The following is a 26,792-nucleotide window of genomic DNA, read 5'->3' on the forward strand; positions in this document are numbered from 1 at the left end:
GGATGGCGGCCCGGTCGCACCCGCCCGCACCGACCGCGGCCCGGTGGCGATACTCGGCACATGGAAACGGATCTCCACGCAACTCTGAGGTCGCTGCGGGTATGGGACCCGGACGTCACGGACCTGCGCCCCTTCGACCCGGACACCGCCCCGCCGACCCCGCTGCCCCTGTTCACGAGCTGGTTCGCGGACGCGGTGGCGGCCGGGCAGCCGGAGCCGCACACGATGTCGCTGGCCACGGTGGACGAGGAGGGCCGGCCGGACGTACGGATCGTGATGCTGCACGGCGCCGACGCGGACGGCTGGGCCTTCGGCACCCACGCCACGAGCCGCAAGGGCCGGGCCCTGAGCGCACACCCCCAGGCCGCCCTGGCCTTCTACTGGCCGGTGCTGGGCCGCCAGGTGCGGGTGCGCGGGCCGGTGACCGCGGCGCCGTCCCGGGACAGCCAGGCGGACCTGCAGGCCCGCTCGACGGGGGCGCTGGCCGCGGCGCTCACCGGGCGGCAGAGCGAGGAGCTGTCCTCACTGGCCGAGCTGCGGCGGGCGTCCGAGGCGGCGTGCGAGCGGGCGCGCGAACACCCCGACGAGCCGTCGCCCACCTGGACGCTGTACCGGCTGCGACCGGAGACGGTGGAGTTCTTCCAGGGGGACGCGGAGCGACGGCATGTCCGACTGGAGTACCGGAGCACGGGGTTCGGGTGGAGCCGGACGTTGCTCTGGCCTTGAGCCGGGACACCCCCACCCGCCGGCGTCAGCCGCCGAACCGCCACACGCTGAAGTCCGCCACCGGCCGGTAGCCGATCCGCTGGTACAGCCCGTTGCTCGTCGGGTTGTCGAGGTCGGTGAAGAGGAGGATCTCCTGGACGCCCGCCGCCCGCGCGGTCCGGCTCACCTCCGCCGTGACCGCGCCGGCGTATCCGCGTCCGCGCAGGTCGGCCAGGGTGTAGACGGGGGCGACACGGACCTGGCCGGCCGTTTCGGGGGTGGCTCCGGCCATGGCGAGCGGGGTGCCGTCGCCGGTTTCCCAGAGGGTGACGCCACCGTAGGAGATACGGGCGTCGGCCCAGTTGCCGGGGTCCTGGCCGACGCCGCCGGTGATCTCCCCGAACTCCTCGAACCAGCGGATCAGCAGATGCCGGTCCGCCGGTCCGGCGATCCGCGCCCGCCCCTGCGGACGGGGCTCCGGTACGGTCAACTCGCCCAGCCGGTAGAGCCGTTGCCGCTTGTCGACGGCGACCGCCGCACCGGTGCGCCGCTCCCAGGCCGCCGCGAAGGACTCCGTCGCGTCCTTCGGCCCGGAGACCCCGGGGAGTGAGCGGCCCAGCTCGGCGAACCGGACCGCCAGGGCGTCGGCCTCCTGCGGGGTGAGCGCGGTGACGTTGATCTGGAAGGGCGGGGTGTGGAGCAGGGCGGCCCGTACCGTGCCGTCGTCCGCTTCCAGCAGGCCGAAGAGGGGCGCTTCCTTGCCGTAGAGATGCAGCCCGCGCCGCCGCAGCGCGTCCGTCACCGTCAGCGGCACCGTGTGCAGTGCGGGGCGGGAGCGCAGGAAGCCGCCCGCGCGGGCGAGGAACTCGTCCAGGTCTTCGGTGAGATACCAGTTCTCAGGGCGCATACGGCCATGATCGGCGCCAACGCTGGGAAGGCACACCGGTTTTCCTACGGCAGCCCAGCCCTCACGGGCGCCACATCGGCCCCCTGCCGCAGCTCAGCCTCCGGACCGAACCCCGGCTCCCCTCCGCAGCTCAACCGCGTGGACCGAACCCCGGCTCCCCTCCCCAGCTCACCCCCAGACCGAACCCCAGCTCCCCTCCTCAGCTCCCCTCCCGGACCGAATCCCGGCTCCCCCTCCGCAACTCAGCCCCCCAGACCGAACCCCAGCTCCCCCTCCGCAGCTCAACCCCAACCCCCGGACCGGCAGCTCAACCCCCTGGGCCGAACCCCCGGCCCCCTCCCCAGCTCATCCCCAGACCGAACCCCGGCCCCCCACCCACCCCAGCTCCCCCCGGACGAAACACCGCCACCCCCTCCACGAACGTCGCCCGCAGCGGCAGACCGGCTCGTAGGTCCGCGGCCGCGCACTCCACCACCTGTGTCATCATCCGCGGGCCCTCCGCCAGATCGACCACCGCGGCCACGTACGGCGTGCGCTCGCGGAAGGGCGGCAGGTCGTTGCGGTGGACGGTGGACCAGGTGTAGAGCACGGCCCGGCCACTCGCCTCCTCCCAGTTCACCTCCTCGCTCCAGCAGTGCGGGCAGAACTCGCGTGGGTAGTGGTGGGCGAGGCCGCAGGCCCCGCAGCGGCGGATCAGCAGCCGGCCCCGCGCCGCCGCCTCCCAGTAGGGGCGGGTGAAGGCGTCGGGCTCCGGAAGGTCGTAGCGCACCGCGGCCATCAGAACCACCCCAGCCACGCGTCGATCGACCAGGTCTGCCACGCCATCCCGAAGAACCCGACGAACGAGATGAGCGCCATCATCGAGTTCTGCCCCTGCTCGGCCCAGTCGTGGATCATCAGGACGAAGTAGATCGCGTTCAGCAGCAGCCCGCCCAGCAACGCGATCGGGGTCAGAAGGCCGAGGATCAGGCCGAGGCCGAGGGAGAGTTCGGCGTAGGCGACGACGTACGCCATCAGCTTCGGGTACGGCTCGACCACCGTCCCGAACCCCTTCCGCACCGGCGTCCAGCGGTGCTTCCCCGCGATCTCCGCCGCCCACGCGATGCCGCTGCCCCGCTCGAACCAGGCCTTCTTGTCCTTGTGCCGCCAGCTCTCCAGCCACCACAGACCGAGCCCGATCCGCAGCACCGCCAGCCACTGAGCGCCGTCCAGCCATATGGAGTCCATAAAACTGACGGTACGTCAGATCGGCGGCGATGCCCACCTGTGAGCCCACGCCGTACCGCCACAACCAGGCGCCCTACGCCACCGGCCCCACCCACTCCTCCTACATCCGTGATCAATCCGCAACCAATTCCGGTCTTGACCGAGACCCATCAACCGGGTGCGTGATTACGCTCCCGAGCATGGCCGACTCCCGTTCCGCTTCCGTGCAGCTCTCCGCCACGCCCGCCGACCGCCCGGTCTACGTCATCGGCGCCGGTCCGGGCGGCCTGGCCGCCGCGTACGCACTGCGGGCGCGGGGCATACGGGCCGTGGTGCTGGAGAAGGCCGACCACGTGGGCACCTCCTGGCGCGGCCACTACGACCGGCTGCGTCTGCACACCACCCGGCGGCTGTCCGCGCTGCCGGGCCTGAAGATCCCCCGGAAGTTCGGGCGCTGGGTGTCCCGCGACAACGTGGTGCGCTATCTGGAGAAGTACGCCGAGCACCACGAGCTGGAGATCGTCACCGGCGTGGAGGTCTTCCGCGTCGAGCGGACCGCCGACGGCACCGGCTGGCTGCTGCACGCCTCCGGCGGTCGCGAGCTGACCGGCAGCGCGGTGGTCGTCGCCACCGGCTACAACCACACCCCGCACATCCCTGACTGGCCGGGCCTGGCGGAGTACGGCGGGGAGTTCCTGCACGCCGGCGCCTACCGCAACGCCGAGCCGTACACGGGCCGGGACGTCCTGGTCGTCGGCGTCGGCAACACCGGCGCCGAGATCGCCGTGGACCTGATGGAGGGCGGGGCGGCGCGGGTGCGGCTGGCGGTGCGCACGGTCCCGCACCTCGTGCGCCGTACGACGCTCGGCTGGCCCGCGCAGTACTCGGGTGTCCTGGTACGGCGGCTGCCGGTGGGACTCGTCGACCGGCTGTGCCGGCTGCAGGCGAAGGCGGGCGTACCGGACCTGTCCGCGCACGGCCTGCCCCGCCCGGACACCGGGCTGTACAGCAGGGTGAAGGAGGGTGCCATCCCCGTGCAGGACGTCGGTCTGATCGACGCCGTGCGCAAGGGGAAGGTGGAGATCGTGGCCGCCGTCAAGTCCTTCGAGGACGGGAACCCGGGGAAGGTCGTCCTCGCCGACGGCGACAGGATCGAGCCGGACGCGGTGATCGCGGCGACCGGGTACACGCGGGCGCTGGAGGGCCTGGTCGGGCATCTCGGGGTGCTGGACGGGCGTGGCAGGCCGGTGGTGCAGGGTGGCCGTGCGCCGGCGCAGGCGCCCGGTCTGTACTTCACCGGGTTCACCAACCCGATCAGCGGGATGTTGCGGGAGATGGCGCTCGACGCCGGGCGGATCGCGAAGGCGGCGGCCAGACATCTGCGCACCCGCCGGTGATTCCGCCGCTCCGCACCCGCCGGTGACCCCCACCGCCCGCACCCGCCGGTAACTTTGCTCGGTCCGACCAGTTCCTGACACTACGTCAGTTCCAGTAATCTGACAGAACGTCAGTTTACTTGTGCTGTCTCACAGGAGCGGGCGGACCGATGCTTGGATCAACCCACGGCACCCTCACCACCGACTCCCGCCGGGCCCGCGTCATCGCGTGCGGCGAGCAGCGGCCCGGCCCCGTCGTCCACGACCGGGTCGACGACCTGGACGTCAGCGGGCGGCCGCTGTACGCGGACGTCCCCGACCTGACCCGCTTCTTCCGGCCCGAGTCGGTCGCCGTGATCGGCGCCTCGGACGCGGAGGGACGCCCGAACACCGGGATCACCCGGCAGCTGCTGGCCTGGGCCGAGCGGGTGGGGGCGCGGGTGTATCCGGTGCATCCGTCCCGCCCCTCGGTCTTCGGCATCCCGTGCGCCGCCTCGGTCGCCGAACTGCTGCCCGGCCAGGTCGACCTGGCCGTGCTGCTGGTGGCCGACCCGCTGCCGGTGATCGAGGAACTGGCCGACGCGAAGGTCAGGTTCGCGGTCGCCTTCGCCTCCGGGTTCGCCGAGACGGGCGAGGCGGGCGCCGAGGCACAGCAGCGGCTCACGGACGCCGTACGCCGCTCGGGGATCCGGCTCCTCGGCCCGAACACCAATCTCAACGCCTTCGAGGACATCCGGGAGGACCTGACCGGCCCGGCGATCGCGCTGATCACTCAGTCGGGCCACCAGGGCCGCCCGGTGTTCTCGCTCCAGGAGCTGGGCATCCGCCTCTCCCACTGGGCGCCCACCGGCAACGAGGCCGACCTGGAGACCGCCGACTTCCTGTCCTGGTTCGCCGAGCAGCCCGAGGTCGGTGCCGTCGCCTGCTATGTGGAGGGCCTGAAGGACGGCCGCGCCTTCCTGCTGGCCGCCGACCGGGCCGCCCGTCGCGGGGTGCCGGTGGTCGCGGTGAAGGTGGGCCGCACCGAGACCGGCGCGCGCACGGCCGCCTCGCACACCGGCAAGCTCACCGGCGCCGACGACGTGGTGGACGCGGCGATGCGCCAGTTCGGGGTCGTACGGGTCGACGGTCTCGACGAACTCCAGGACACCGCAGCCCTGTTGGCGCGGGCGCGGGCTCCGCTGGCGGAGGGGGTCGCGGTGTACTCGATCTCCGGCGGCACCGGCGCGCATGCCGCCGACCTCGCCACCGCCGCCGGACTCCACCTCCCCCGCCTGTCCGAGGCCAGGCAGGCGGAGCTGCACCAGTGGATACCGGAGTACCTGAGCGTGGCGAACCCGGTGGACAACGGCGGGCATCCGGTGGGCGACTGGCGCGGCCGGAAGATCGTCGACGCGATCCTCGCCGACCCGTCCATCGGCGTCCTGATCTGCCCGGTCACCGGCCCGTTCCCGCCGCTGAGCGACAAGCTCGTGACGGACCTGGCCGAGGCGGCCGAGGAGACGGACAAGCTGGTGTGCGTGGTGTGGGGCTCGCCGGTGGGCACGGAGGCGGCCTACCGCGAGGTCCTGCTGGGCTCCTCCCGTGTGGCCACCTTCCGCACGGTGGGCAACTGCCTCAAGGCGGTGCGCGCCTGGCTGGACCACCACCGCTTCGTGAGCGACTACCGCTCCCCCTTCGACGAGGCCCCCCGCACCCCCTCCCCCTCCTTCCGCAAGGCCGAGGCCCTGATGCGCCCCGGTCAGCAGCTCAGCGAGCACGGGGCCAAGCAACTGCTGCGCGCCTACGGCATCCGGGTGCCGCGCGAACAGCTGGTGACCAGCGCGGCGGCGGCCGTACGTGCGGCGGCGCAGGTCGGCTACCCGGTGGTGATGAAGGCCTCCGGCGCCCAGATCGCCCACAAGACCGAACTGGGCCTGGTGAAGATCGGTCTGACATCGGCCAGCCAGGTCAGGGACGCCTACCGCGAGCTGACCGACATCGCGCGCTACGAAGGTGTCTCGCTGGACGGGATCCTGGTGTGCCAGATGGTCGAACAGGGCGTGGAGATGGTTCTCGGGATGACCCACGACGACCTGTTCGGCCCGACGGTGACGGTGGGCCTCGGCGGGGTCCTGGTGGAGGTCCTGCACGACGCGGCGGTCCGGGTGCCGCCGTTCGGCGAGGACCAGGCCCGGGCCATGCTCGCCGAGCTCCGCGGCCGGGCCCTGCTGGACGGCGTCCGGGGCCGACCGCCGGCCGACCGGGACGCGCTGGTGGAGGTGATCCTGCGGGTCCAGCGGATGGCGCTCGAACTGGGCGAGCACATCGCCGAGTTGGACATCAACCCGCTGATGGTGCTGCCCCGGGGGCAGGGCGCGGTGGCGCTGGACGCGCTGGTGGTGTGCCGATGAGCGAGCTGGAGACCGAGCGGAGCGAGCAGGTCGCCCACCTCACCCTGAACCGTCCCGACTCCCTCAACGCCCTCACGCCCGCGATGAGGGACGAGCTGATCGACCGCCTTGCCGAGGCATCCGCTGCCCCGGACATCCGGGTGGTGGTCCTGACCGGCAGGGGGCGCGGGTTCTGCGCGGGCGCGGACCTGAGAGGCGGCGGCACCGGTGGCCACCGGCTGCCCGGCGACGTGGCCCGGATGCTGCGCCGGGGCGCCCAACGCCTGATCGCGGCGGTCCTGGACTGCGAGAAGCCGGTGATCGCCGCCGTGAACGGCACTGCGGCGGGCCTCGGCGCGCACCTGGCGTTCGCCTGCGACCTGGTCCTGGCCGCCGAGTCGGCCCGCTTCATCGAGGTGTTCGTACGGCGGGGCCTGGTACCGGACGCCGGCGGCGCGTACCTGCTCCCCCGCCTGCTGGGCCCCCACCGGGCGAAGGAGCTGATGTTCTTCGGCGACGCGGTGCCGGCGGCTGACGCACGGCGGCTGGGGCTGGTCAACCGGGTCGTACCGGACGGGGAGCTGGAGAAGACGGCCCGCGAGTGGGCCGCCCGCCTGGCGTCCGGCCCCTCCCGCGCCCTGGCCCTGACCAAGCACCTGGTGAACTCTTCCCTGGAGTCGGACCGGGCCACCGCCTTCGCCGCGGAGGCCTGGGCCCAGGAGCTCAACATGGCGACCGAGGACGCCCAGGAGGGACTGCGGGCGTTCGCGGAACGCCGGGCGGCGCGGTTCCGGGGGCGGTGAGGGTCAGTCCTCGGCGCGGTCCAGGGTGCGGAGGGTGCCCGCGTCCGGGTCGCCGAAGAGGACGTACAGCTGGGGGGCGGACTCGGTGCCGCTGACGGACCAGCGGGTGTCCTCGCAGGCTTCCTATCTGACGCTCCGTCAGCTTTAATGGAGGCGTGATGGGACACGCAGGGGCGGCGGCCGCCGCCGTCCGGTATCTGGGGCGCAGGCCCGTGGAGCCGTTGCCGCGGCCGGATCTGCGGTGCGTGCGGGAGGACGAGCGGGCGCCGGTGGAGCCGGGTGAGTTCCGGCAGGTGCTGGGGAGCTTCGCGAGCGGGGTGACCGTGATCACGACACCGGCCGCCGACGGAGAGGTCGGCCCCGCGGGTTTCGCCTGCCAGAGCTTCGCCTCCCTCTCCCTCGAACCGCCCCTGGTCTGCTTCATGGTGGGCCGTACGTCCACCACCTGGCCCCGGATCGCCCGCGCGGGCGTCTTCTGCGTCAACGTGCTCAGCGCCGGCCAGGGCGAACTGTGCCGGGCCTTCGCGGTGAGAGGCGCGGACAAGTTCGCGGGCGTGGCGTACGACGCGGCGCCCGCCTCCGGCTCCCCGCGCCTGGCCGGCTCCGCCGCCTGGATCGACTGCACCGTCCACGCCGTGCACACCGGGGGCGACCACCTGATCGTCGTGGGCCGGGTGGACGCGCTCGGAGCGGAGGATCCGGCCGAGCCGCTGCTCTTCCATCGCGGGCGGTTCGCCCGGATCGGCCACCCCTAGGCCCCGTCCCGCGGTTCACCGGGAGCGGGCGCTTCCGACACGGCTGCCGGTCCGCGCCCCGAGCGCCTTGCGCGGCGTGGGCCATGGTGCGGTGAACACCGGGTCGGGCCCGCGGACTGGCCGTCGCCGCGGCCCGAGGGCGCCTGCCGCTCCGACTGGCCCGCTTCCTGGGCTGGGCTCATCACGCCGGACTCCTCCGCGTCGCAGGCAACTCGTACCAGTTCCGGCACATCGAGTTCCAGAGGTGGCTGGTGCGGGACGGCGGCGAGCGGGACTGAGTTCGGGTTCGCGCGGCTTTCTCCCCCTGTCAGGCGCCTCAGGACACGGCGGCCACCGGAGCCGACGGAGCCGTCCGGCGGATCACCAGGGACATCAGGGCCGCCGCCGCGCACAGCGTGCCGGAGGCGTACCAGACGAGGTCGTAGGTGCCGAAGACGTCCCGGGCGAGGCCGCCGAGGTAGGCGACGAGGGCCGCGCCGACCTGGTGGGAGGCGAGCACCCAGCCGAAGACGATGGCGCTGTCCTCGCCGAACTGCTCCCGGCACAGGGCGAGGGTCGGCGGGACGGTGGCCACCCAGTCCAGGCCGTAGAAGACGATGAAGAACAGCATCGGGGGATGGACCGCGGGGCCCAGGAGCATGGGGAGGAAGACGAGGGAGATGCCACGCAGGGCGTAGTACACGGCCAGCAGACGGCGCGGTTCGAAGCGGTCGGTGAACCAGCCGGAGGCGATCGTGCCGACCACGTCGAACACGCCGATGACCGCGAGCAGCGAGGCGGCCGTCGTGACGGGCATGCCGTGGTCGTGCTCGGCGGGCACGAAGTGGGTCTGGATCAGGCCGTTGGTGGAGGCGCCGCAGATCGCGAAGGTGCCGGCGAGCAGCCAGAAGGTGCCGGTGCGCACGGAGGTCGAGAGGACCTTCAGCGTGCGGCGGGCGGCACCGGTCACCGGCGCGGGCTTGGGCACGAACTCGCGTGCGCCGTACGGCTTCTGCCCGACGTCGGCCGGGTGGTCGCGCAGCAGGATCCAGACGAAGGGGACCACGGCCAGAGCGGCCAGGGACACCGTCACGGCGGCCGGGCGCCAGCCGTGGTGCTCGGTCAGCCAGGACAGCACCGGCAGGAAGATCAGCTGCCCGGAGGCGGACGCCGCGGTCAGGATGCCGCTGACCAGGCCGCGCCGCTCGGTGAACCAGCGGTTGGTGACCGTCGCCGCGAACGCGAGGGCCATCGAGCCGGAGCCGAGGCCGACCAGCAGGCCCCAGCACAGCCACAGCTGCCAGGCCGCCGTCATCCACACGGTCAGGCCCGAGCCGGCCGCGATCACGGTCAGCGCGGCGGCGACCACCCGGCGGATGCCGAAGCGGTCCATCAGCGCGGCGGCGAAGGGCGCGGTGAGGCCGTAGAGGGCGAGGTTGATGGAGACGGCCGCGCCGATCGTGCCGCGCGACCAGCCGAACTCCTGGTGCAGCGGGTCGATGAGCAGGCCGGGCAGGGAGCGGAAGGCGGCCGCGCCGATGATCGTGACGAAGGTGACGGCGGCGACGAACCACGCCCGGTGCACACGGCGGCGCCGGACGGGCGGGGCGGCCTGGACGGGGGCTGCGGCTGGGCTTGTCTGAGTCACGTCATACAGCGTGCTTTTTTCATGAGCACACAACGAGTGGCCCAAAGGACAGCATTCGTTAGGATCGGGCCATGACTGCTGTCAGTGAGGAGCCCGAGGAAGCCGCGGGCTTCCGTCCGCACCGGATCGCCGTCCTCGCCCTCGACGGCCTGCTCCCCTTCGAGCTGGGCATTCCGCACCGCATCTTCGGCCGCCCCAAGGACGGGCACGGCCGGCGCCTGTACGAGGTGCTGACCTGCTCGGTACGGCCGCCCGGCCCGGTCGAGACCGACGCCGACTTCGCCGTGCACGTCCCGAACGGCCCGGAGGCGCTGGCCGGCGCCGACACGGTGATCGTCCCGGCGTCGTACGAGCTCGGTCCGGTCTTCGAGGAGGGCCGGCTGACCGAGGAGCTGGCCGCCGCCCTCGCCGGTATCCGCCCCGGCACCCGGCTCGCCTCCATCTGCACCGGCGTCTACGTCCTCGCGGCCGCCGGATACCTCGACGGCCGCCCGGCGACCACGCACTGGGCCGACGCCGAGCGTTTCCAGCGCATGTTCCCGCGGGTCAAGGTGGACGCGGACGTGCTGTTCATCGACGACGGCGACGTGCTCACCTCGGCCGGGGTGGCCGCCGGGATCGACCTGTGCCTGCACATGGTGCGCCGTGACTTCGGTACGGCGGTGGCCAACGAGGTGGCCCGGCGCACGGTCGTACCCCCGCACCGCGACGGCGGCCAGGCCCAGTACATCGAACGCCCGCTCCCCGACCCGCAGTTGTCGACCACGACCGCCGCCCGCGCCTGGGCGCTCGGCCGCCTGCACGAGCCGATCCAGCTGCGGGACATGGCCGGGCAGGAGGCCATGTCGGTCCGCACCTTCACCCGCCGCTTCCGTGAGGAGGTCGGGATCAGCCCCGGGCAGTGGCTCACCCAGCAGCGCGTGGAACGCGCCCGCCAACTGCTGGAGACCACCGACCTCTCCATCGACCAGGTGGCCCGCGAGGCGGGCTTCGGCACGGCCCAGTCGATGCGCCAGCACCTCCAGCAGGCGCTCGGGGTGACCCCGACGGCGTACCGGCGGACCTTCCGGACCGGCGTCAGAACGTGAGCACCGCCCGGGCCACCCGCCCCGCCTCGGCGTCCGCGCGGGCCTTGGCGAAGTCCTCCACGGGGTACACCGCCGTCACCAACTCGTCGAACAGCAGACGGCCTTGGCGGTACAGCTCGGCGTACAGGGCGATGTCCCGCTGGGGGCGCGAGGAACCGTAGCGGCAGCCCAGGACGGACTTGTCCAGGTAGAGGGAGGAGACCAGGAAGGACGCCTCGGCGGCGGCCGGCGGCACGCCCAGCAGGACGGCCTGCCCGTGCCGGTCGAGGAGGTCGATCGCCTGCCGGATCAGCTCCACCCGGCCCACGCACTCGAAGACGTGGTCGGCGCCCGTGGGCAGGATGTCCTTGACGCCCTCCGTCGAGGTCAGGAAGTCGGTCGCGCCGAACTGCCGGGCCATCTCCTCCTTGGCCGGGTTGGCGTCCACGGCGACGATCCTCAGCGCCCCCGCGAGCCGCGCCCCCTGCAGCACGTTCAGCCCGATCCCACCGGTGCCGATGACGACGACACTGTCCCCCCGGTCCACCCGGGCCCGGTTCAGCACGGCACCCACGCCCGTGAGCACCCCGCACCCGATCAGTGCGGCCGACTCCAGGGGGATGTCCTTGGGGATCCGCACCGCCTGCACGGCCTTGACGACCGTGCGTTCGGCGAAGGCGGAGTTGGCGGCGAACTGGTGAACCAGGTCGGCCGCGCCCCGCGTGAACGGCTTCCCCGGGCGTCCGATGGCCTGTCGGCACATCGTCGGCCGGCCCCGGTCGCACTCCGCGCACGTGCCGCAGTTGGCGAGCGTGGACAGCGCCACATGGTCGCCGGGCGCGACATGGGTGACGCCCGCGCCGACCGCCTCCACCACCCCCGCCCCCTCGTGCCCCAGCACCACCGGCACCGGGAACGGAATGGTGCCGTCCACCACGGACAGATCGCTGTGGCACAGCCCGGCCGCCGCGATCGCCACCAGCACCTCGCCGGGCCCCGGCTCCCGCACCGCGAGATCGTCGACCACCTGCACCTGCTTGCCGTCGAACACCACTCCACGCATCACGCGGCCCCCTTGGGCTCTCTGGGCAGGCCGAGCACACGCTCAGCGATGATCGTGCGCTGGACCTGGTCCGAGCCGCCGTAGATGGTGTCGGCCCGGGAGAAGAGGAACAGATGCTGATCCGCGCCGAGTTCGTACGGTGCCGAGGGCGACCAGTCCGTGGGACCGACGGTGGCCGCCGCGCCCCTCACCTGCATCGCCAGCTCGCCGAGCCGCTGGTGCCAGCCGGCCCAGAGCAGCTTGGCCACGCTGGGCGCGCCGGGGTCGGCCGAGCCGCCGAGGGTGCGCAGGGCGTGCCGGCGCATGGTCCGCAGCTCGGCCCACTGCCGCACGAGCCGCGATCGCAGGACCGGATCCGCCGCCGCCCCCGTCTCCACGGCCACCCGTACGACCTGGGCCAACTCCTCGGCGAACCCGATCTGCTGGGCGAGGGTGGACACCCCGCGCTCGAACCCGAGCAGACTCATGGCCACCGACCACCCCCGCCCCTCCCCTCCCACGACGTGCTCCACGCGCGCGTGCGCCCCGTCGAAGAGGACCTCGTTGAAGTCGCTGGTGCCGGTCATCTGCCGGATCGGGCGCACCTCGATGCGACCGGGCTGGTCCATGGGAACGAGCAGGAAGCCGAGCCCGTGGTGCCGCCTGGACTCCGGATCGGTACGGGCCAGCACGAAACACCAGTCGGCCTCGTGCGCGAGCGAGGTCCAGATCTTCTGCCCGCTGATCCGGTAGCGGTCCCCTTCCCGGACCGCCACCGTCCGCACCCCGGCCAGGTCCGACCCGGCCCCGGGCTCGCTGTACCCCTGGCACCACAGCTCCTCACCGGCCGCGACGGGCGGCAGGAAGCGGGCCTTCTGCTCGTCGGTGCCGTGCGCGATGAGGGTGGGGGCCAGCAGGTTCTCCCCGATGTGCCCGGAGCGCGGGGGCGCGACCGACCGCGCGTACTCCTCGGCCCAGACGACCTGCTGGGTGAGGGTGACGCTGCGGTTGCCGTATCCCGGCTCGGGCCAGCCGAGACCTATCCAGCCGGCTTTGCCGAGGGTGCGTTCCCAGGTACGGCTGTCTGTGCCTGGGTCGGCGTTCGCCGTCAGCCATGCGCGGGCCTCGGCACGAAAGTCCTCGTCCCCTTGACCGAACCCGAAATCCATATGTGGACCACCTTCGAATTGGGGGCCACGGGGGCGCCCCGTAAGGGGCGCGGGGAACTGCGCGCCAAGCCACAACGCACCCGCAGCCGCCGAATCACAACGCCCCCGAGCCATCAGGCGTTCGGTCGCGAAGAACCCCGCGCCGCCTCTTCCATCGCCAAAAGCTGGGACAGCATCGGCATCGGATCCACCCCCACCGACCCAGGCAAAAGCTCCGCTATCTTCTCCGGGGTCCAACCGCCGGAGGCAAACGCGGAACGCAGTTCACGCGGCTGGGCCCACACCGCCAACTTCGGTCCCGCGACGGTGTACACCTGCCCGGTGATGCCCAGCGCAGCGGCCCCGTCGGACAGCAGGTACACCACCAGCGCGGCCACGTCCTCCGGCTCGCCGATCTCCGTCAGCTCCATGGGGACGTTCGCCGACATCCGCGTACGCGCCACCGGCGCCACTGCGTTGGCGGTGACCCCGTACTTGTGCAGACCGAGCGCCGCGCTGCGGACGAGCGAAATGATCCCGCCCTTCGCCGCGCTGTAGTTGGCCTGGGACACCGACCCCTGATGGTTGCCGCTGGTGAACCCGATCAGCGTGCCGGAGCGCTGCCTGCGCATCACCGCGGACGCCGCCCGGAAGACGGTGAACGTGCCCTTGAGATGGGTGGCGAGCACGGGGTCCCACTCCTCCTCGGTCATGTTGAACAGCATGCGTTCGCGCAGGATCCCGGCCACGCACACGACCCCGTCGAGACGGCCGTACGCGGCCAGCGCCACGTCGACGACCCGCTGCCCGCCCGCCATCGTCGAGATGTCGTCGGCTACCGCGACCGCCTCCCCGCCCGCCGCCTCGATCTCCTTGACGACGCCCTCGGCGACCTCACTGGTGGGCGAGGCGCCGTCGACGGAGACGCCGTAGTCGTTGACGACGACCTTCGCCCCCTCGGCGGCGGCCGCCCGCGCGACCGCCCGGCCGATGCCCCGCCCGGCGCCCGTCACGGCGACGACCTTTCCTGCCAAGAAGTTCCCCACGACCGGCCCCTTCCCGCGGTTTCTGACGGTCCGTTAGATTCTATGGCGCGTCGGATGCGCGGACACAAGCCCCGGGGAGGCACCGGATGGCACTGCCTGAGGAGTTCCACGAGATCGCGGGGCGCGTGAACAACTGGGGGCGCTGGGGGGCGGACGACGAGATCGGCACGCTGAACCTGATCACCGACGAGGTCGTCCGCGAGGCCGCCGCCTGCGTCCGCACCGGGCGCCGCGTCCCCCTCGCGCTTCCGCTCCGGCAGGACGGTGTGCAGACCGGTGTGATGCCCGGGCGGGTCAACCCGCTGCACGTGATGGTCCAGATCAACCAGGAACTCTTCGGGCCGGGCACGGTGGCGTGCACCGACGACGCGGTGACCATGGGCCTGCAGGCCGGCACCCACTGGGACGCCCTCCCGCACGTCTCGCACTCGGGCCGGATCTACAACGGCCGCCCTGCGCACACGGTCACCGCGCACGGCGGTGCGGAGTACAGCGGGATCGACAAGGCGCGGCACATCGTCTCGCGCGGGGTGCTGCTGGACGTGGCACGCGCGCGTGGCGTGGACCGGCTGCCGGGGGGCCACGCGGTGACGCCGGAGGATCTGGCGCGGGCCGAGGAGTTCGGCGGGGTCCGGGTCCGGGCCGGCGACATCGTGCTGGTCCGCACCGGGCAGGTGCAGGTGTATCTGGCCGGGGACAGGCACGGGTACGGCTATCCGTCGCCGGGACTGTCCCTGCGCACCCCGGAGTGGTTCCACGCGCGTGATGTGGCGGCGGTCGCGAACGACACGCTCACTTTTGAGATATTTCCGCCCGAGTCGGAGAATCTGTGGCTGCCCGTGCACGCCCTGGACCTGGTGGAGATGGGGATGCTCCAGGGGCAGAACTGGAATCTCGAAAAGTTGTCCACAGCCTGTGGAGAAGAGGGGCGGTACGCGTTCCTGCTGTCGGCGATGCCCGAGCCGTTCACCGGCGCGACGGGAACGCCGGTGGCACCCGTGGCCGTCCTCTGAGAGCCCCCGGGCGGAGGCGTTGACCGGCCGGCGGCGCGTCTCCCCCACCGTCGCGCGCACGCGCCGCCCACCGGGTGCGACCCACACTCGGCGAGGGCCGCCGTCACCCAGGCCCTCGCCGTCCCCTCGCGGCGAATCGTCGCCCACCAGCGTGATCAGCCAGTCACGGGTCGTCAACGCCGGTACGGGGATTTGTTACGTACGCCCTGTTCGCGGCACCCCGCGCACGGATGCACCCCCGGCGCACCGCCGCGCCGGGTGCTACACCGCCTCGAAGGCGAGACCCTCGTACGCGGACAGTCCGCCCCCGTACGCCATCGCTGCGCTCTCACCGGGCTGGGAACAGCGGTCCAGTTCGCACCAGATGCTCTTGCCGGCACCCTCCGGGCTCCAGCCCCAGCGATCGGCCAGGCAGTCCACCAGGGCCAGGCCACGACCGCCGGTGGCGTCACCGCCCGCGCAACGCGGCACGGGGGCGCGGGAGCTGCTGTCGGCCACCTCGACGCGCACGGTGGCCACCAGGGGTGTCGTCGGCGCCCCGGCGGTCCCGGCAGGCTCGGCGCTTCCGGCCGGCTCGGCCGCCGTATCCGGTCGCTCGGCCGGCTCGGCCGCCGTGCCCGGCAGGGAGAGCCGGAGCACGGCCGCGTGACCGGTGTGCACCACGGCGTTGGTCACCAGTTCGGAGACGAGCAGGATCAGGGTCTCGGCCAGCGGCTCGTCGGCCGCTATCCCGAGTCCGGCGAGCCGCGAGCGGGCCCATCTCCTCGCCCGACCCACCTCCGTGGGATCGGGCCGGATCTCCAGCTGCACTTGAAGCACCTGCACCGCTCACACCATCCGAACCGGCGGACACATGACCCCACGCCACCCGGCCGCCACGACCGCTGCAGCCGCGACGACGATCACGAGGGCCACGATCGTAGCCATTTTCTGCATGGCCAGAACAACGGCCAGAGCAAGGGTCACGGAACGTGATTCCCTTTGGAGACAGCATGGTTGACGTACAGTCACCCCAACAAGCGCTTCGGGCATATTCCAGCGCGAAGGAGTACGCGTGCGGCATACTGTGCGACGCTCGTGCGGGGGAGTCGAACAGGCGCCGGCCGACGCCTTCACCGCCCCGCGAGCAGCGGCGCGCACCGCGCGACCCGGTGCCGCCCCAGGGGCACCGCCGGCCCGGCTCGTGCTCGCAGCCACTCGCATCCCACACAAGGTACCGGAGGGGACCCCTGACTCCGGGCCGTGACGAGCCTGACGAAGGACACAACCCGGTCTCGACGCTCCGTGATACCGGCGTGCCACAATCCGCGACATCATGGGCCAAGGATTTCCCGCCGGTGCAGTCCAGGGCGGGTCACCGCTTCAGGCGACCAGCCACGCGGCGAGCAGTTCCTCACTCTCCGTGCTCCCGCCGCCCCGCCATGACCGCACCCAGGCCCGCTTCAGATGCAGATGCACATCCGCCTCCCAGGTGAACCCCATGCCGCCGTGCACCTGAAGGCAGTCCCGGGCCCCGCGTACGGCGGCCTCGTCGGCGAGCAGCCGGGCGGCGGCGATGTCGGCCGGGTCACCGGTGACGGCGGCCGCGTACACGGCGGCGCGCGCGGTCTCGGCCCGCACCAGCAGGTCCGCGCACAGATGCTGCACGGCCTGGAAGGCCCCGATCGGCCGCCCGAACTGCTCACGCGCACGGGCGTGTTGCACGGCCAGCTCCTGCACCCGTACGGCGGTGCCGAGCTGCTCGGCGGCGGTGAGGAGGGTGGAGACGGGGTCGGAGGTGCGCGCGCCGGTGCCGTCGGCGTCGGGGGTGCCGGTGCCGTCGGCGTCCGCGGCGCCGGTGCCGGCCGGTGGTCGGGGCGTCCGCGTACGGTGCAGCGGGGTCAGCGGGTCGACGGAACGCAGCGGTACGGCCCCCGCCACCTCCCCACGCACCGCATCCGCCGCCTCCAGCCACTCCACCAGTTCCCCGTCCAGCGCCGCCACCACCGTCTCCCCGGTGGCCGCGCCCGGTACGCGCCCGGCGGCGAGGTGGGTCGCCACGAGCGGTCCGGGAAGCAGTGCCCGGCCCGCCTCCTCGAAAGCCAGCACGGCCTCCGGCAGCCCCAGCCCGACCCCGCCGTCCGCCTCGGGCAGCCGCAGGGCGAAGAACCCCGCGTCCCCGAGCGCCCGCCACAGCTCCCGGTCGAGCCGTCCCGGCGCGTCGACGGCCGCCCGCAGCGCCTCCCGCCCGAACCGCCGGCCCAGCAGCTGCCGTACGCCCGCCTTCAACGCTCGCTGGTCATCGGTGAGTTGGAAACGCACGCTCATCGTCCTTTCGGCAGCCCCAGGATCCGCTCGGCCACGATGTTGCGCTGGATCTGTGAGGTGCCGGCGGCGATGGTGTACGAGAGGGAGGACAGGCGGTCCAGGCCCCAGGGCCGGTTCAGGTCGAGGCCGTCGGGGCCCAGGACCTCGGCGGCGGTGTCGTACAGCTCCTGACGCGCGTGGGAGTAGCGGAGTTTGAAGACCGAACCCCCGACCCCCGGCACCCCGCCGTTCGCCTCCGCCTCGCTCACGTTCCACTGGGTCAGCCGCCACAGCGCCCGGAACTCCGCCTCCAGTCGGCCGAGCCGGCGCCGCAGCACGGGATCGCCCCAGCGGCCGTTCTCCCGTGCCTCGCCCGCGAGTTCGGCCAGGACGCGGCGGCAGGCCACCACCTCGCCGACGAACGCCGTGCCGCGCTCGAAGGACAGGGTCACCATGGTCACGCGCCAGCCGTCGTTCTCCGCGCCGACCCGGTTCGCCACCGGCACCCGCACCTCGTCCAGGAACACCTCCGCGAACTCGGCCGACCCGGCGAGCGTGCGCAGTGGCCGTACGGTGATGCCGGCGGCGTCCATGGGCATCGCGAGCCAGGTGATGCCCCGGTGCCTGGGGGCGTCCGGGTCGGTGCGGACCAGCAGTTCGCACCAGTCGGCTACCTCGGCGTGGGAGGTCCAGATCTTGGACCCGGTGACCACGTAGTCGTCGCCGTCACGCCACGCGCGCGTGCGCAGCGACGCCAGGTCCGATCCCGCGTCCGGTTCGCTGAAGCCCTGGCACCACACCTCCTCGCCGCGCAGGATCGGCGGCAGCCAGCGCGCCCGCTGCCCGGGCGTGCCCTCGGCGGCGATCGTCGGGCCGGCGTGCAGCAGCCCGACGAAACCCGCCCCCACATAGGGCGCGCCCGCTTTCTCCGTCTCCTCCAGGAAGATCAGCCGGGTCGTCGGCGAGGCGTCCCAGTGGACGTCGGCGTACCCGGCCTCGTACAGCATCCGCTGCCAGCCCAGGTCGTACGCCCTGCGCGCGGGCCAGTCGTCGACGGACGGCTTGGCCGGGAGGGTGGGGAGCACCTTGGCGAGCCACTCCCTCAGCCGGGCCCGGAACTCCTCCTCCTCGGGCGTGTACGACAGATCCACTAGCGGTCCAGGTCCAGGCCGAGCATGCGGATGGCGTTGCCCCGCATCAGCTTGTGGACCGTCTCCTCGTCGAGGCCCTTCACATGGTCGAGGGCGACCTCCTTGGTGTGCGGGAAGGTCGAGTCGACGTGGGGGTAGTCGGTCTCGAAGGTGGCGTTGTCCCGCCCCACCACGTCCAGCGAGGCGACCCCGTGCCTGTCGCGGAAGAAGCAGCAGAAGATCTGCCGGTAGTAGTACGTCGACGGCGGCTCGGGGATCAGGTCGCGGACCCCGCCCCAGGCCCGGTGCTCCTCCCAGACGTCGTCGGCGCGCTCCAGGGCGTACGGGATCCAGCCCATCTGCCCTTCGGAGTAGGCGAGCTTGAGCCGGGGGAACCTCACCAGGACCCCGCTGAAGAGGTAGTCCATCATCGAGGCCATCGCGTTGTTGAAGCTGAGCGAGGCCTGGACGGCGGGCGGGGCGTCGGGCGACGCGGCCGGCATCTGGGAGCTGCTGCCGATGTGCATGTTGACGACCGTCCCCGTCTCCTGGCAGACGGCGAAGAACGGGTCCCAGTAGCCGGAGTGGATGGACGGCAGCCCAAGGTGGGTGGGGATCTCGGAGAAGGTCACCGCCCGCACCCCGCGCCCGGCGTTGCGCCGGATCTCGGCGACGGCCAGTTCGACGTCCCACAGCGGGATCAGGCACAGCGGGATGAGGCGGCCCCCGCTGTCGCCGCACCACTCCTCCACCATCCAGTCGTTGTAGGCGCGCACGCAGGCGAGCGCGACCTCCTTGTCGTGCGCCTCGGCGAAGGTCTGCCCGCAGAAGCGGGGGAAGGTCGGGAAGCAGAGGCTGGCCTCGACATGGTTGAGGTCCATGTCCGCAAGGCGCGCCTTGGGGTCCCAGCACCCGCGCCGCATCTGCTCCCGGGTGATCCCCTCCAGGGTCATCTCGTCCCGGTCGAAGCCGACGGCGGCGATGTTGCGCTTGTACGGGAACTTCAGGTCCTCGTAGATCCACCAGTCGGTCGGCTGGCCGGCCGGGTCCATGGTGATCTGGTACTTGCCGCCGACATAGGCCAGTTCTCCGATCCCGGCGGTCAGCGGCTTGGGCCCACGGTCCCGATACCTGGCCGGCAGCCAGGTCTCGAAGAGATGGGCGGGCTCGATCACATGGTCGTCGACGCTGATGATGCGGGGCAGTTCGGTCATGGGTCCCCTCCTCCGCCGCACGGTACTTATCTGATGGTCCGTCAGATAACATGCTACCTGACGAGCCGTCAGCCAAGGAGGGGGCACACGTGAACGACACCCCGCACTCCCTGAGTTCCGCCCGCACGCTGTGGGACCTGGTCGTCCGCCGCGCGGCCCTCACCCCCGACCGCCCGGTCCTCCTTCAGCAGGACCGCGCGCTCACCTTCGGCGCACTGCGGGCGCGTGCCGAGCGGGTGGCGGCGGGCCTGTACGGCATGGGCGTGCGACCCGGCACGGTGGTGGCCTGGCAGCTGCCCACCCGTATCGAGACCGTCGTGCTGTCCTTCGCACTGGCCCGCCTGGGCGCCGTACAGTCCCCGGTGATCCCCTTCTACCGGGACCGGGAGGTCGGCTTCGCCCTGCGCGAGTCGAAGGCGGAGTTCTTCGCGGTCCCCGGGGTGTGGCGGGGTCACGACCACCTGGAGATGGCCCGCCGCCTCGGCGCGAAGGGCGTCTTCGAGGCATACGACACCCTCCCCGACGGCGATCCGTCCGCGCTCCCCGCCCCGCCCGCCGAGGGCACCTCGGTCCGCTGGATCTACTGGACCTCCGGCACCACCTCCGACCCCAAGGGCGTGCTGCACACCGACCGCTCCCTGCTCGCCGGCGGCTCCTGCCTGGCGCATGCGCTGAGATTGGGGGCCGACGACGTGGGCTCGATCGCCTTCCCGTACGCCCACATAGGCGGCCCGGACTACCTGGTGATGCTGCTGCTCTACGGCTTCCCGGCGGTGCTGTTCGAGCACTTCGCACTGCCGGCCGCGCTGGCGGAGTACCGGCGGCACGGGGTGACGGTGGCCGGCGGCTCCACGGCCTTCTACTCGATGTTCCTGGCCGAACAACGCAAACAGCCGGGTGAGAAGCTGATCCCGACCCTGCGCCTGCTGGCGGGCGGCGGGGCGCCGAAACCCCCCGAGGTCCACCACTGCGTGGTCCGCGAGCTGGGCGTCCAGCTCGCCCACGGCTACGGCATGACCGAGGTCCCGATGATCACCATGGGCGACCCCCGGGACACCCCGGAGAACCTGGCGACGACCGAGGGCCGCCCGCCGGCCGGCATGGAGGTCCGCATCGTCGACGGCGAGATACGGCTGCGCGGCGAGGCCGTCTGCCAGGGCTATCTGGACCCCGCCCAGACCGCCGCCGCCTTCGACCCCGACGGCTTCCTGCGCACCGGCGACCTGGGCCGTGTCACGGACTCCGGCCACCTCGTCCTCACCGGCCGGCTGAAGGACGTGATCATCCGCAAGGGTGAGAACATCTCGGCCAAGGAGATCGAGGACCTCCTCGCCGCGCACCCGTCGGTCGCGGACGCGGCGGTGATCGGCCTGCCGGACGCGGAACGGGGGGAACTGGTCTGCGCGGTCGTCGAACAGCCGCCGGGTGCCGCCGAGTTGACCTTGCCGGAGGTCGTCTCGTACCTGCGCGAAGCCGGTCTGTCCGTGCACAAGCTGCCGGAGCGGCTGGAGGTCGTGGACGCGCTTCCGCGCAACGACACCCTGCGGAAGGTGCTGAAGTACAGGCTGCGGGAGCGGTTCGCCGGCCGACCGTGACACCCCGGGCAGCCTCAGCCGACCGCCTGCCAGGCGTCCTTGCCGATGCCCAGGTCCTCTCGGGCCCGCTCGTGGTACCTGTTCAGGAGGTCGGAGAGCCGGCGCACTGTCGCCGACGCTTCATGCGCGCGCGCCTTTGCCAGGATCTCCCACAGGGCCACGTTGACGTCATGGGCCGCCTCGACAGCTTTCGGATCCGCCAGCAGCACCAGCGATTCGAAGAGGGCCGAGCGTCTGCGCTCGCCTTCTTCCATCGTGGCCATGAACTCCCTGTGCAGTTCTGAGCCCTCCTCCGCCAGCCAGGAGCGTTTCGCGACGTCGGCCACCTCCTTCACACACACGGCGTACTCGATGTACGTGTCGAGCTTTCGCTGGTCCCAGCGCGTTGCCATGGTGCGCCGGTGCTTGGCGCGTTCCGCCAGGGTGACGGACAGATACGAGGTCAGGGCTCCCACGAGGACGCCGACCAGCGTCACTATCTGACTGATCATGGCTGTGACGGTAATGGCCGGGCACCGCCCGGTACGCGCGTTACTCCGCGACCGTGAAATACCGCGCGAACGCCGGGACGATGTCCGGCTCGGTGATGGTGCCGTCGGAGTCGGTGTCCAGGGCACGGGCGACGGTGTCGGCGAGGTCGGCCGGGACATGGAGGACGCGCAGGACGCGGGCGGTGTCGGCGACGGTGAGGCGGCCGTCGGCGTCCGGGTCGGCCACCGCGAGCGCCGCGTGCAGGAAGGGGCGGGCGATCTCGGCGAAGCGTTCGGGGTTGTCGCGCAGGCGCTTGACCGCGCCGGTGACGAACTCCTCACGGGTGATGCGCTGGTCGCCGTCCCGGTCGGCGATCCCGGCCATGCCCTGCCAGAACGCCTCCGCGCCGGCGTACATTGCCTGACCCTTGTCGGAGCGTGCGGTCACGTCGAACTCGGCGAGGAGCGCCTTGGCCGCCGCGCTGAAGTCCTCGCGGTCGATCCAGCCGTTGCCGTCCTGGTCGAAGGTGGCGAACCGGGCTGCGATCCTGCGCTCGTACTCGGTGCTGACCATGTCTTTCCGTCCGCCTTACGTGTGCGTCGTCCGGGTCGTCCCACGGGTGCGTGGGTGACCTGGCAGCGAGCGTATGACGCGGGTGGCCGTCGGATGGCGGAAATCCGCCGCTTGTGCCAAGACCGGGGGAATTCTGCGACGACAGTGTGGCCGAGTCGCGACGGAGCCGGGCCGCGCGGGCGGCGCGTCAGGCCGAGAGCGGCCCCGCCTCGTCCGTCGTCGCGGACTCGATGTCGGGCCGGACGTCGAAGAGCCGGCGCACGCCGAGCGCGCCGAGGACCCGGTTGACGTGCGAGCCGTCGTCGGCGCCCCGGTCGGGCAGGATGAGCCGGAGCCGGCCCTGGCAGGAGCGGATCAGCCTGCGGGCGGCGACGAGGACGCCGACCCCGCTGGAGTCGCAGAAGAAGACGTCCGAGAGGTCCACGACAAGGCTGTGGTGACCCTCTGCGACGACGTCGTGCACACGTTGGCGTAGAACCGGTGAGGTGATCAGGTCCAGTTCCCCGGACACCCGGAGCACGGCCCACTCACCCTGTTCGACGCTGGTCACCTTGAATGCCACGCCCCTGCCCCTCCGCTCGCCGGAACTCCCGGAACCGCCCGGAAACGGAAGCAGTTCCTACGCTTGCTTCCGCGCGGCTGCCCAGCGGCCGTTCCCTGAAACGTCGGGCCACAAACCAGACGTGATCGACAAGGGGCTTTTTTCAGTCACTATCGATCCTGTTCGGTCAGATATGCGCGCCACTCGTGTGAAGTTTGTGTGAAGGGGGCACTATCACCTGCAGCCCTTCCAGGGGCGCGCATTGACACAAAGGGGCGTGCGCTGTCAGGCGTGCCGACTACATTCGAGACGAGGGTGCAGACAGGCTGGACGGGCCGGACACGGCGAGGGGAGGGGACCGCATGGCCAGCAAGGACGTACCGCCCCGCTGGGACCGCAAGATGCAGCAGCGGCTCGCCCGCGGTGAGGCGGCCGCCCTGGGCGAGCTGTACGACCGCTTCGCCTCGCTGGTGCACGGCCTCGCCCACCGCGTCCTCGGCGACGAGAAGGCCGCCGACACCCTCACCCGCGAGGTCTTCGCCCACCTCTGGCAGCACCCCGAGACCTACGACCCCAAGAAGAGCCCGTTGCGCACCTGGGTCGCCGGGGTCACCCACCGGCTCGCCGTGCAGCGGCTGCGCGACAGCGAGGCCGCCGCGCTGCCGCGGGACGGCGGCGGCTCCCTGGCGGAACTGGAGCGCAGGGTGCGCCGCGCCTCGGTCGCCGCCCGCGCCGACTACATCGTCCACTCCATGCCCGCCCCGCTGCGCGCCGCCCTCGACCTGGCCTACTTCCAGCGCCGCGACTACCGCCAGACCGCCGTCGACCTCGGCGTCACCGAGGACGAGGCCCGCCGCCGGCTCCGCCTCGGCCTGCAGCTGCTGTCCACCGCCCATGACGCCGGGACACCACCGGAACACGGGGGTGCGGTGTGAACGGAGCGGAAGGGTTCGGGGCATACGACGAGCACGAGGGGCCGGGAGACGAGGAGCGGCGCGAGGGACAGCGCGAGGGGCAGTCGTACGAGAAGAGGCAGTCGTGCGAGCGGGACGGCGGCCGGGGTGAGAACGGCCACACCTGTCAAGGCGCGGGCGGCGGCTCGGCGCAGGACCCCCGTGACACCGGTGAGCCCGAGGCGGACCGGCCGACCCGCATACCGCCGCCCCGCGCCTCCGTCGAGGACGGCGAGCGCCCGCTGCCCGACCCCGCCGATCCGGGAGACCTCGCACCCGTGCCGCTCGACCTGCCGCACGACGTCCTGAAGTCGCTCCTCGGCGCCTGGGCGCTGGCCGCCTGCTCGGCGGCGGAGACGGCCGCCGTCGAGGACCACCTGGGCTTCTGCGGAGGCTGCGCCGACGAGGCCCGCCGGCTGCGCGAGGCGGTCGGCCTGCTGCACCAGCCGGAGAGCCTCGACCTGGACCCGGGACTGCGCACCCGCGTCCTGCAGAGCTGCCTGGAAGGCCGGCCGCCCCGCATCCCGGTCCCCGGGTGGGCCGCGCCCTACGACGCCGAGACCGCGCGCCTGGACGCCCTGCTGCAGGACTTCGGGGACGCGGAGTGGCATGCGCCGGTGCGGCTGCGGTGGTTCGAGGCCGACTCGGCGAAGAGCCGTCGTACGACCGTGGCGGGGGTGATCGCGCACCTGCTGTCCGTGGACGGGCTGGTCGCGCTCGCGCTCGGTCTGGAGGACCCGCTGGCCGACGTCGTCGGCGCGGCCGCGCAGGACGCGGTGGGCCCGGCCGAGCGCACCGAGGCGTTCTGGCGGACCTCCCACTTCCCGCCGACCCGCTCGGTGCGGGGGCCCTGGCGGGAGCAGAGCCACGGCCTGGTGCGGACGGTGTCCTTCACCGGTGGGAACGCGGGCGGACTGGCGGTGTCGTACGGCGACTTCGAGCTGCCGCTGCACGACGCGATGCTGGACCGGGCCTTCGAGTCCTGGGTGCACGCCGAGGACATCGCGGAGGCGGTGGACTACCCGTACCAGCCGCCCGCGCCGCGCCACCTGAACAGGATGATCGACCTCGCGGCCCGGATGCTGCCCGCCGCGCTGGCCCGGCGCCGGCAGTCCGGGCTGGCTTCCCCGGCCCGCGGCCGCCACCTCGGCCTCGCCGGCGAGCCCGGCCGCAGCCTGCGGCTGGAGATCGAGGGCGCGGCGGGCGGCGAGTGGCTGATCCCGCTGGATTCACCGGCGGCGCTGGCCTCCGCGGACCTGGAGGTGGCCCATGTGGCGCTGGACGGCGTGGAGTTCTGCCGCCTGGCCGCCGGCCGGGTGTCGCCGGAGGAGGCCGCGGTGGGGCAGGTCGGCGACCGGGAGGCGATCAGGGATGTGCTGTTCGCGACGGCGGGGCTGAGCCGGCTGTAGGGGTGGGTCGCGGTTTCGCGGGCGGCCGAACGCCCCGGGCTGCTAGGCGAACACCACCGTACGGCGGCCGTTGAGCAGAATCCTCCGCTCCGCATGCCACTTCACCGCCCGCGCAAGTGCCTGGCACTCCACGTCCCGGCCGATCGCGACCAGCTGATCCGGGGTCACGTCATGCCCCACCCGCTCGACCTCCTGCTCGATGATCGGCCCCTCGTCAAGGTCGGCGGTCACATAGTGCGCGGTCGCCCCGATGAGCTTGACCCCCCTGGCGTGGGCCTGGTGATACGGCTTCGCGCCCTTGAAGCTCGGCAGGAAGGAGTGGTGGATGTTGATGATCCGGCCGCTGAGCTGCTTGCACAGGTCGTCCGAGAGGACCTGCATATAGCGGGCGAGGACGACCAGCTCGACGTCCTGCTCGCGCACGATGTCCAGCAACTTCGCCTCGGCCTGCGACTTCGTGTCCTTGGTGACCTGGATGTGGTGGAACGGAATGTTGTAGGAGCCCACCAGCTCCTCGAACTCGGTGTGGTTCGAGACCACGCCCACGATCTCCACCGGCAGCGCACCGATCCGGGCCCGGAACAGCAGGTCGTTCAGGCAGTGCCCGAACTTGCTGACCATGAGCAGGATCCGCATCTTCTCGTCGGCCCGGTTGATCATCCAGTCCATGTGGAAGGAGTCACCGATCGCCGCGAAGCTCGCCCGCAGCTTGTCCACCGTCACCGGCGCCTCGGCCGAGAAGTGGACGCGCATGAAGAACAGACCCGTGTCGTGGTCGCCGAACTGCTGGCTGTCCTCGATGTTGCAGCCGGTCATGAAGAGGTAGCTCGACACGGCGTGCACGATCCCCTGCTTGTCCGGGCAGGAGAGGGTGAGGACGTACTGGTCGGCCGGTGCGGCGGAGGGCGCGGGCTGCTCGTTCATGCACTACAGGTTCTCACGACGACCGCCCGCCGTGGGTGATCGTCCCGCAGGGCGGACGGGCTACGCGGTCCTCGTCATGATGCGCAGCACTTCCAGGGTCCGCGGGGGCGTGTCGGGATCGTCGCCGTCGCTCACCGCGAGGCGTACGTGCGCGTCCCGCGCCGCCCGCACCGCCTCCGGCCACCCCTGGTGGTCGAGATACGCGGCGACCGGCGCGTCCGGGCCGACCTGGTGCATGATCCGCAGCACCCGCAGCACGGCGGTGTCCACGAGCGCCGCCTCCTGCGAGTCCCGGAATATCGTGCCGACGTATTTCTCCGCGGACCAGTTGTCCAGCCAGGTGTCCTCCACCAGCCGGTAGACGGCGTCCGTGACGTCGCCGTACCCGTCCACGCCGGCCAGCCAGACGTCCCGCTGGAACACCGGGTCGGAGAGCATGTGCAGCGCCGAGCGCACATTGCTGCGCCAGCGCCACCACGGCATGTCGCTTAGGGGCATGCCGCCCATGGTGGAGGAGCGACGGCCACGACGGGAAGAGTTCTCCGAACCTTGCACGGTCATCGATCGTACGTTCCTCGTCACACCTGCCTCACCGGCCCCTCTAATTCACCTCGATGTCACTCTTCGTT

At 72.1% G+C, this 26,792-nt stretch carries 26 protein-coding genes; 10 read left to right on the forward strand and 16 right to left on the reverse strand.

Annotation, left to right across the window (positions count from 1 at the left end; translation table 11 throughout):
• Nucleotides 1-60 precede the first annotated feature (60 nt).
• Nucleotides 61-726, forward strand: a complete 666-nt coding sequence (locus ACFYOH_RS27060) for a pyridoxal 5'-phosphate synthase (protein ID WP_388630403.1) — start codon at nucleotides 61-63, stop codon at nucleotides 724-726.
• Nucleotides 727-751: 25 nt separating this feature from the next.
• Here the strand turns inward: ACFYOH_RS27060 and ACFYOH_RS27065 are convergent, their stop codons facing one another.
• The 3 genes from ACFYOH_RS27065 to ACFYOH_RS27075 form a co-directional block, all read right to left on the reverse strand.
• Nucleotides 752-1,612: a GNAT family N-acetyltransferase gene (locus ACFYOH_RS27065; protein WP_388630406.1), complete on the reverse strand. Its 861-nt coding sequence runs from the start codon at nucleotides 1,610-1,612 to the stop codon at nucleotides 752-754.
• A gap of 307 nt (nucleotides 1,613-1,919) precedes the next feature.
• Nucleotides 1,920-2,390 carry a Zn-ribbon domain-containing OB-fold protein gene (locus ACFYOH_RS27070; RefSeq protein ID WP_388630991.1) on the reverse strand — a complete coding sequence of 157 codons (471 nt, stop codon included), beginning with the start codon at nucleotides 2,388-2,390 and terminating at the stop codon, nucleotides 1,920-1,922.
• Nucleotides 2,390-2,839: a DoxX family membrane protein gene (locus ACFYOH_RS27075; protein WP_388630409.1), complete on the reverse strand. Its 450-nt coding sequence runs from the start codon at nucleotides 2,837-2,839 to the stop codon at nucleotides 2,390-2,392. The genes ACFYOH_RS27070 and ACFYOH_RS27075 overlap by 1 nt, the downstream gene beginning before the upstream one ends.
• Nucleotides 2,840-3,018: 179 nt before the next feature.
• Between ACFYOH_RS27075 and ACFYOH_RS27080 the strand changes: the two genes are divergently transcribed.
• From ACFYOH_RS27080 to ACFYOH_RS27095, 4 genes are all read left to right on the forward strand, one after another.
• Nucleotides 3,019-4,215, forward strand: coding sequence for a flavin-containing monooxygenase (locus ACFYOH_RS27080; protein WP_388630412.1), 1,197 nt, complete (start codon nucleotides 3,019-3,021; stop codon nucleotides 4,213-4,215).
• Between the two features lie 149 nt (nucleotides 4,216-4,364).
• Nucleotides 4,365-6,587 (forward strand): acetate--CoA ligase family protein, encoded by a 2,223-nt coding sequence (locus ACFYOH_RS27085; protein ID WP_388630414.1) that lies wholly within the window; start codon nucleotides 4,365-4,367, stop codon nucleotides 6,585-6,587.
• The gene (locus tag ACFYOH_RS27090; protein ID WP_388630417.1) at nucleotides 6,584-7,369 is read left to right on the forward strand and encodes an enoyl-CoA hydratase/isomerase family protein; all 786 of its coding nucleotides are present in this window, start codon (nucleotides 6,584-6,586) and stop codon (nucleotides 7,367-7,369) included. The genes ACFYOH_RS27085 and ACFYOH_RS27090 overlap by 4 nt, the downstream gene beginning before the upstream one ends.
• Nucleotides 7,370-7,527: 158 nt before the next feature.
• On the forward strand, nucleotides 7,528-8,124 hold the full coding sequence (locus ACFYOH_RS27095) for a flavin reductase family protein (RefSeq protein WP_388630420.1): 597 nt from the start codon (nucleotides 7,528-7,530) through the stop codon (nucleotides 8,122-8,124).
• A 316-nt stretch (nucleotides 8,125-8,440) separates the two neighbouring features.
• On the opposite strand, the gene ACFYOH_RS27100 is transcribed toward ACFYOH_RS27095, so the two are convergent.
• Nucleotides 8,441-9,751: an MFS transporter gene (locus ACFYOH_RS27100; RefSeq protein WP_388630423.1), complete on the reverse strand. Its 1,311-nt coding sequence runs from the start codon at nucleotides 9,749-9,751 to the stop codon at nucleotides 8,441-8,443.
• A gap of 71 nt (nucleotides 9,752-9,822) precedes the next feature.
• Here ACFYOH_RS27100 and ACFYOH_RS27105 point away from each other — a divergent pair, with 71 nt between their 5' ends.
• Nucleotides 9,823-10,839 carry a GlxA family transcriptional regulator gene (locus ACFYOH_RS27105; protein ID WP_388630426.1) on the forward strand — a complete coding sequence of 339 codons (1,017 nt, stop codon included), beginning with the start codon at nucleotides 9,823-9,825 and terminating at the stop codon, nucleotides 10,837-10,839.
• Here ACFYOH_RS27105 and ACFYOH_RS27110 read toward each other — a convergent pair.
• From ACFYOH_RS27110 to ACFYOH_RS27120, 3 genes are all read right to left on the reverse strand, one after another.
• Complete coding sequence (locus tag ACFYOH_RS27110) at nucleotides 10,829-11,881, reverse strand: Zn-dependent alcohol dehydrogenase (protein WP_388630429.1); 1,053 nt, start codon at nucleotides 11,879-11,881, stop codon at nucleotides 10,829-10,831. The genes ACFYOH_RS27105 and ACFYOH_RS27110 overlap by 11 nt on opposite strands.
• Complete coding sequence (locus ACFYOH_RS27115; protein WP_388630432.1) at nucleotides 11,881-13,029, reverse strand: acyl-CoA dehydrogenase family protein; 1,149 nt, start codon at nucleotides 13,027-13,029, stop codon at nucleotides 11,881-11,883. Before ACFYOH_RS27115 ends, ACFYOH_RS27110 begins: the two co-directional genes overlap by 1 nt.
• Before the next feature lie 113 nt (nucleotides 13,030-13,142).
• Nucleotides 13,143-14,054, reverse strand: coding sequence for an SDR family NAD(P)-dependent oxidoreductase (locus tag ACFYOH_RS27120; RefSeq protein WP_388630436.1), 912 nt, complete (start codon nucleotides 14,052-14,054; stop codon nucleotides 13,143-13,145).
• Between the two features lie 86 nt (nucleotides 14,055-14,140).
• Between ACFYOH_RS27120 and ACFYOH_RS27125 the strand changes: the two genes are divergently transcribed.
• Nucleotides 14,141-15,067, forward strand: coding sequence for a cyclase family protein (locus ACFYOH_RS27125; RefSeq protein ID WP_388630439.1), 927 nt, complete (start codon nucleotides 14,141-14,143; stop codon nucleotides 15,065-15,067).
• Nucleotides 15,068-15,328: 261 nt separating this feature from the next.
• On the opposite strand, the gene ACFYOH_RS27130 is transcribed toward ACFYOH_RS27125, so the two are convergent.
• The 4 genes from ACFYOH_RS27130 to ACFYOH_RS27145 all read right to left on the reverse strand — a co-directional run bounded on the left by ACFYOH_RS27130 (nucleotide 15,329) and on the right by ACFYOH_RS27145 (nucleotide 19,697).
• A complete protein-coding gene (locus ACFYOH_RS27130; RefSeq protein WP_388630442.1) occupies nucleotides 15,329-15,892 on the reverse strand; it encodes an ATP-binding protein in 564 nt (187 codons plus the stop codon).
• Between the two features lie 537 nt (nucleotides 15,893-16,429).
• Complete coding sequence (locus tag ACFYOH_RS27135; protein ID WP_388630994.1) at nucleotides 16,430-17,368, reverse strand: acyl-CoA dehydrogenase family protein; 939 nt, start codon at nucleotides 17,366-17,368, stop codon at nucleotides 16,430-16,432.
• A gap of 2 nt (nucleotides 17,369-17,370) precedes the next feature.
• On the reverse strand, nucleotides 17,371-18,504 hold the full coding sequence (locus tag ACFYOH_RS27140) for an acyl-CoA dehydrogenase family protein (protein WP_388630445.1): 1,134 nt from the start codon (nucleotides 18,502-18,504) through the stop codon (nucleotides 17,371-17,373).
• A complete protein-coding gene (locus tag ACFYOH_RS27145) occupies nucleotides 18,504-19,697 on the reverse strand; it encodes an amidohydrolase family protein (protein WP_388630448.1) in 1,194 nt (397 codons plus the stop codon). The genes ACFYOH_RS27140 and ACFYOH_RS27145 overlap by 1 nt, the downstream gene beginning before the upstream one ends.
• Nucleotides 19,698-19,786: 89 nt before the next feature.
• Here ACFYOH_RS27145 and ACFYOH_RS27150 point away from each other — a divergent pair, with 89 nt between their 5' ends.
• Entirely contained in the window at nucleotides 19,787-21,292 is a 1,506-nt protein-coding gene (locus ACFYOH_RS27150) for a class I adenylate-forming enzyme family protein (protein ID WP_388630451.1), read from the forward strand.
• A 14-nt stretch (nucleotides 21,293-21,306) separates the two neighbouring features.
• Here ACFYOH_RS27150 and ACFYOH_RS27155 read toward each other — a convergent pair whose 3' ends face one another.
• From ACFYOH_RS27155 to ACFYOH_RS27165, 3 genes are all read right to left on the reverse strand, one after another.
• Nucleotides 21,307-21,783 carry a hypothetical protein gene (locus ACFYOH_RS27155; RefSeq protein WP_388630454.1) on the reverse strand — a complete coding sequence of 159 codons (477 nt, stop codon included), beginning with the start codon at nucleotides 21,781-21,783 and terminating at the stop codon, nucleotides 21,307-21,309.
• A 40-nt stretch (nucleotides 21,784-21,823) separates the two neighbouring features.
• The gene (locus ACFYOH_RS27160; RefSeq protein ID WP_388630457.1) at nucleotides 21,824-22,336 is read right to left on the reverse strand and encodes an EF-hand domain-containing protein; all 513 of its coding nucleotides are present in this window, start codon (nucleotides 22,334-22,336) and stop codon (nucleotides 21,824-21,826) included.
• Between the two features lie 187 nt (nucleotides 22,337-22,523).
• On the reverse strand, nucleotides 22,524-22,898 hold the full coding sequence (locus tag ACFYOH_RS27165) for an STAS domain-containing protein (protein ID WP_388630460.1): 375 nt from the start codon (nucleotides 22,896-22,898) through the stop codon (nucleotides 22,524-22,526).
• Between the two features lie 341 nt (nucleotides 22,899-23,239).
• On the opposite strand from ACFYOH_RS27165, the gene ACFYOH_RS27170 reads away from it, so the two are divergent.
• Nucleotides 23,240-23,812: a sigma-70 family RNA polymerase sigma factor gene (locus tag ACFYOH_RS27170; RefSeq protein ID WP_388630463.1), complete on the forward strand. Its 573-nt coding sequence runs from the start codon at nucleotides 23,240-23,242 to the stop codon at nucleotides 23,810-23,812.
• Nucleotides 23,809-25,239 carry an MDMPI N domain containing protein gene (locus ACFYOH_RS27175; RefSeq protein WP_388630466.1) on the forward strand — a complete coding sequence of 477 codons (1,431 nt, stop codon included), beginning with the start codon at nucleotides 23,809-23,811 and terminating at the stop codon, nucleotides 25,237-25,239. Before ACFYOH_RS27170 ends, ACFYOH_RS27175 begins: the two co-directional genes overlap by 4 nt.
• 42 nt (nucleotides 25,240-25,281) lie before the next feature.
• On the opposite strand, the gene purU is transcribed toward ACFYOH_RS27175, so the two are convergent.
• Together purU and ACFYOH_RS27185 are read right to left on the reverse strand one after the other, a co-directional pair.
• Nucleotides 25,282-26,163, reverse strand: a complete 882-nt coding sequence (purU, locus tag ACFYOH_RS27180) for a formyltetrahydrofolate deformylase (RefSeq protein ID WP_388630469.1) — start codon at nucleotides 26,161-26,163, stop codon at nucleotides 25,282-25,284.
• A 60-nt stretch (nucleotides 26,164-26,223) separates the two neighbouring features.
• Entirely contained in the window at nucleotides 26,224-26,724 is a 501-nt protein-coding gene (locus ACFYOH_RS27185) for a hypothetical protein (RefSeq protein ID WP_388630472.1), read from the reverse strand.
• Nucleotides 26,725-26,792 lie beyond the last annotated feature (68 nt).

Source organism: Streptomyces sp. NPDC007856 (assembly GCF_042868225.1).
Lineage (GTDB): Bacteria > Actinomycetota > Actinomycetes > Streptomycetales > Streptomycetaceae > Streptomyces.